Consider the following 4,984-nt stretch of genomic DNA (forward strand, 5'->3'; position numbering starts at 1 on the left):
CGAAGCCGGCGAGTCTGCGGACGGTGCTGCGTCCGCCGTCGCAACCCACCAGCCACGAAGCACGGATCTCGCCGGAACGGCCGCTCTCTTCGCCACCGTTGCCCTCGCCGGAACGGCAGCGCACCGTCACCGCATCGCCGTGGTCGGTCAGATCGGTCAGATGCACACCCCGGCGCACCACCACGCCGAGTTCCGCCGCGCGCGCACCGAGAATCTCCTCGATGCCCTGCTGGCTCACCAGCACGGCCCGCCCTGCCGGCCCCACGCCGGCGAAGGCCGGATCTTCCGCGTCGATCAGGTCGAACGACAACATGATTCCCGCGAAATGGCCCGCGATCGGCGGCCGGTTCGCGGCGCCCGCCGTCCCATCGGTGAACGCCTTCATCCGCTCGACCGCCGCCTGCTGATGCGACAGCAACTCGGGCAACAGTCCGCGCCGATCGAAGGCCTGTGCCGTCGGCACATTGATCGCTCCGGCCTTGATGGTCCGATCGATCTCCGTCAGGCGCTCCACGACCAGCACGTCGACGCCGGCCAGCCGCAGTTCACATGCCAGCATCAGCCCGACCGGGCCCGCACCGGCGACCACCACATCGAATGTCTCGCTCATGACATCGACCCTGCCGCCGGTCGCTTGCAGCTCCCTTGCACCGCGAATGCGCGGCTCGCGCAAGGCTCAGGTGAGCGCCACCAGTTCGTGCAAGGTGGTGCCGGTGCGCCGGACCGGTTCGGCCCCGCCGAGCACGGTGAGTTCGAAGGTGGATTCGAATCGGAAATAGCCCGGATGACCGATCAACCTGTGCGCCAGCGGCTTCAGCAATCGGGTGCCGACCAGCGGAATATCGTCGAGGAGATCGTGGGCGTGAATCACCCGATCGACGGTCAGCCGCAACTCGACCTGATCGGGTACGCGCAGTTCGATCCACTCCGGATAGCCGCGCCCGGCGGTGGCCTCGAACCGCGCCGGCCCCTCCCGCAAGGTCGTCTCGCCGGTCGAGAGGACGATGCGGTCCCGATGAGCCAGCATGAGCGGCGCGATCTCGTGCGCTCCGCGCCGCTGCTGGGTCAGCACGTCGGCGAACAGCAGCGAATAGTCCTCGACATACAGCCGGCCCCAGTGCCAGCGCTCGATGATCTTGCGCATATCGCCGACGCCCCAGTTGTGGTCGGCGTAACCGCGACCGGTCACGGACCGCTCGACGCCGTCGATGGTCACGGTGCCGCTCACCCGGGCTCGCGGCGCGCCGACCACCCAGCCGAAGGAATCACCGCCGCCGAAATGCGTTTCGCCCTGTCCCGGCATCCAGCTGGGCAGTTCGTTGTCGAAGCGCAGGTCGAATTCCAGACCGTCCTCGGCCAGTCGCAGATGGTGTGTCGGCAACCCGCCGGGCCGGAATTCGGTGTAGGCGCGGTTGTTTCCGATCCGCACATCGCAGGATCGCGCATCGAACGACGCCTGATTGCGGGGATACTTCCGCGAGACCTGCCGGCGGGTGCCGTCCGGTTCGTAGACCATCAACTCGACCCAGGGACGCGCGTGCGGGAAATCCTCGGGGCGGCGTTTGGTGAGAAATCCGACGACGGTGTGCCCGCTGTCGAGATGCGCGTCGAAATACCAGTGCTCGAAGGCGAGCGAACTCGCCGCGGGATGGAGTGCGTTGTGCCGCGGCTCGACCGTGGTGAGTTCGCCGTCCCGGCGGCCGGGACCGTTCCATGCCTCGACAATGGCTGTGTCGTTCATCGCCGCAACGCTCCGCTCGCATCGAATTCCGCTTCCCGGCCCTGCATTTGGGCGCGGTACCAGTTCTCCCGGTGCCGGACCATCACCTTCTCGTGCAGCCTCCCGACCGGCGGTATCCGGCGCACGAATTCCATGGCGGTGATCAACGGGAGCCGCAGCACCGGAATCAGCAGCCAGGGAAAGGCCGGGGGCATACGGTATTTGCGCCGTGTGCCGGGCGCCATGTACATCGCCGAATACACCGAGTTGATGCGGTAGTTGTAGGCCGCCCGCAACCGGCTCGCGCCGCGGTGTTCGGGGCGCGGGGCGAAGGCGGCGGGATAGGACTCGATCAGTTCCGCGCCGTGCACACCGGCGTCGTAGGAACGCGAGGCGATCGTCATCGCCAGCACCCGCAGCGAGTCGATCACCGTTTCGGGATGCCACTGCAAACGCACGCCCAGCAGATAACCCATGTACCTCTGAAAGTGCAGCAGCGCACGGATTTCCGACGGCGTGGTCTGATAGCCCAGTGCCCACAGCCCGAGCCCGGGTGTCACACTGCCCGCGATCAGGGTCAGCAATTGATAGGTCTGGCTGATCGGCAGTCCCCATCTGTCGATGTCCCATTCGGGATGGCCGGCCACCCGCGCACGCACCGACACGTGCATCACTCGGACCTTCAGTGCGGTGGCGCGCCCGGTCGACCCCGGCGTCAGCAGCGCATTCGGCTGCGAGACGTCCATCCAGAATCGGCAGGTCTCCAGATACCTACGCAGCGCACTGTTTCCGGCGTACCCGCCCGCCAGCGACAGCGGCGTGGCGACCGCGGATTCGGTGTACATCTCCAGCGTTTCCGCACCCGCGAAGCTGAACAACATGGTGCCCCAGCGCCGCCAGATGGCCGCACCCTGTTCGACCAGTTCCGGACGCACCCATTCGGGCACGGTGTCGAATTCGGCGAACAGTTCGCGCATCGAATCCGGTGCCTCGGCAACGGCATCGATCCCCTCGGCCAACGCCCGGTCCAGCAGAGCCCGGCCGGCCGCCGAACCGCCGGGACCGTGCATCACCTCGGCGACGAATCGTTCGGCGACCGGATCACCGGCGAACAGGTCCTCGGTGAGGGCGCGCGCCTGGTCGTCGGTCGGAAAGAGTTCGGCGCCGGTCACCTTCCGCACGATCGCTTCCAGCCGCTGGACGGCGGGCTGCCGCTTGGCCTCCCAGTATCGGAAGGCGCTGGGGCATTTCAGGGTTCGTAGCTGGGTCGTCATTCGCATTCACCGCACCGTTCGGAATCGCAGCATCATGTCGTGGTCCTCGTGATCGAGCAGATGGCAGTGCCAGACGAAACCGCGCAGATCCGAATCCTGATGCGCGGCATGCTCCGCCGAATGCGCCGCACCCGGCATCGGCGGGCCGATCCTGGGGAACGACGCGTCGGGATCGAAGCCGAGTTCGTCGGAGGTGGGAAATCGCACCACGATGCGGGTGACGGTGCCGCCGTCGACTCGCACCACATCCTTGCGGCCGCTCTCCCACGGCGCCGGCGGCAGCGCCGGGCCCGCGAGGAAACCCTGCGGGTCGGGAGTCCAGCGGGTGCCGATCGGCGGTTGGGGATGAGCGAGTTGATAATCCACAGTCCGCAGCGGCGTCCTGCTCAGGATGCGGAAATCCACCAGGTGGATGTGGATGGGATGGGGATCGGGTGTGATGTTGACGATGTTCCACACCTCGGTCGTGCCCTGCCGCGGCATGTCGATATCCGGATCCGAATAGCGCAGGTTGTTCAGCGACATGATCGCGGGCGGCATCCGCAGTTCATAGGGCTGGCTGATCGTGAGGGTGCGCGACAGCGCCGGCACCGGCACCGGCGGCAGCACCGCGGGCTGTCGCGGCCCGCCGCGCAGCGTCTGCGGCACCGGTCCACGCAATCCCGCGCGATCCTCGGCGCGGAAGCGGCAGAACACCGGCATCGCGACCTCCCCGAGGATCGCCGCCTGGAACACCGGTTGTTCGTCGTTGCACAGGTCGACCGTCTCCCCCGGCGCGAGATCGGCGAAATCCACCAGCAGATCGATCCGTTCAGCCGGAGCGAGCCGCAGATTACGCACCGGCACCGGCGCATCGAGCAGTCCGTGGTCATTTCCGATCACCCAGAACCGCATCCGATTGCCGAAGAACAGATTCCACGTACTGAACGAGGCGGCATTGATCGCACGGAATCGATACAGCCCGCGCGCGACCGGCAGCTGCGGCCACACCACCCCGTTCACCACCCCGACGTCGCCGACCGCACCGCCCTCCCACGAACCCGGCGGGACCACCGCGGTCGAACGCAGACTCTGGCGGCCGTCGGGCGTGAACAATTTCTCCTGCAGCACCAGGGGTATTTCGAACTCCCCCGCCGGCAGCCCGAGCGGATTGTCCGTAGCTCCCGTGTCGAATTCGTCGCGCAGCAGCATCATGCCCGTCAATCCGGCGTAGACGTTCGCGCGGGTGATCCCCATCGCGTGATCGTGGTACCAGAGGTGACCGGCCGACTGGCGCAGCGGGAAGTCGTGGTCGAGGTGCTGTCCCGGCATGACCAGGCGTTCGGGATGTCCGTCACTGGCGGGCGGCGTCACTCCGCCGTGCAGATGCAGCGAGGCCGGGACCGTGGTCCGGTAACTCTCCGGCACCCCGTGCAGCGTGGGGTCGATATCGGCCGCGAACGGATGGTCGCCGAGCCGGTTGTGGAATCGGACGGTGAGCGGGCGGCCGGCCTCGTGTTCGACGGTCGGGCCCAGATACGTCCGGTCGTTGTATCCGAATGCGGGCACCGCGGGCATATCGCGGTGAAAGCGATGGCTGGTGGTGGTCGCGACGAGGTCCAGGTGACTCCCGGTGACGACGGGTAGCCGCGGAAGTTCGTCGGCGAAGGGCCGCATCGGTGGCGAATGGAATATCAGCGGACTCTCGAACCCGCCCGGTGCGGGATCGGCGGTGGCCGTCACCGCACGCCCGGCCATCGCGGCCGTCAGACCCGCGCCGAAACCGCGCAGCATCGCGCGGCGGCCGATCGGTCGATACATCCCTCGCACCTTCCGAGGTGACACCGATCGTCACCCGTCGCAGCGACCATACCATTGAGTACAGTGGACGGTACTCGTTTGAATGGTCCGAGGAGGTGCGTCGGATGCGCGTCGAATCCCCAGCCGACCGGCTCCCCTACGATCGGGTCATGGACCTGGGCGACTCGGCGGTAAATGGATGACGACACCG

Annotated in this window: 4 protein-coding genes; all 4 read right to left on the minus strand. The window is 67.2% G+C overall.

Features of this window, described 5'->3' with window-relative positions:
• The coding region (locus tag RJ03_RS27550) for an FAD-dependent oxidoreductase (protein ID WP_167332018.1) at window positions 1-610 on the minus strand (610 nt) is incomplete at its 3' end.
• Window positions 611-676: 66 nt separating this feature from the next.
• Window positions 677-1,741, minus strand: coding sequence for a lipocalin-like domain-containing protein (locus tag RJ03_RS27555; RefSeq protein ID WP_036507663.1), 1,065 nt, complete (start codon window positions 1,739-1,741; stop codon window positions 677-679).
• A complete protein-coding gene (locus RJ03_RS27560; RefSeq protein WP_036507671.1) occupies window positions 1,738-2,994 on the minus strand; it encodes an oxygenase MpaB family protein in 1,257 nt (418 codons plus the stop codon). Before RJ03_RS27560 ends, RJ03_RS27555 begins: the two co-directional genes overlap by 4 nt.
• 6 nt (window positions 2,995-3,000) lie before the next feature.
• Entirely contained in the window at window positions 3,001-4,794 is a 1,794-nt protein-coding gene (locus RJ03_RS27565) for a multicopper oxidase family protein (protein ID WP_036507666.1), read from the minus strand.
• Between the last annotated feature and the right edge of the window lie 190 nt (window positions 4,795-4,984).

The organism is Nocardia aobensis NBRC 100429, from assembly GCF_000308375.1.
GTDB lineage: Bacteria > Actinomycetota > Actinomycetes > Mycobacteriales > Mycobacteriaceae > Nocardia > Nocardia aobensis.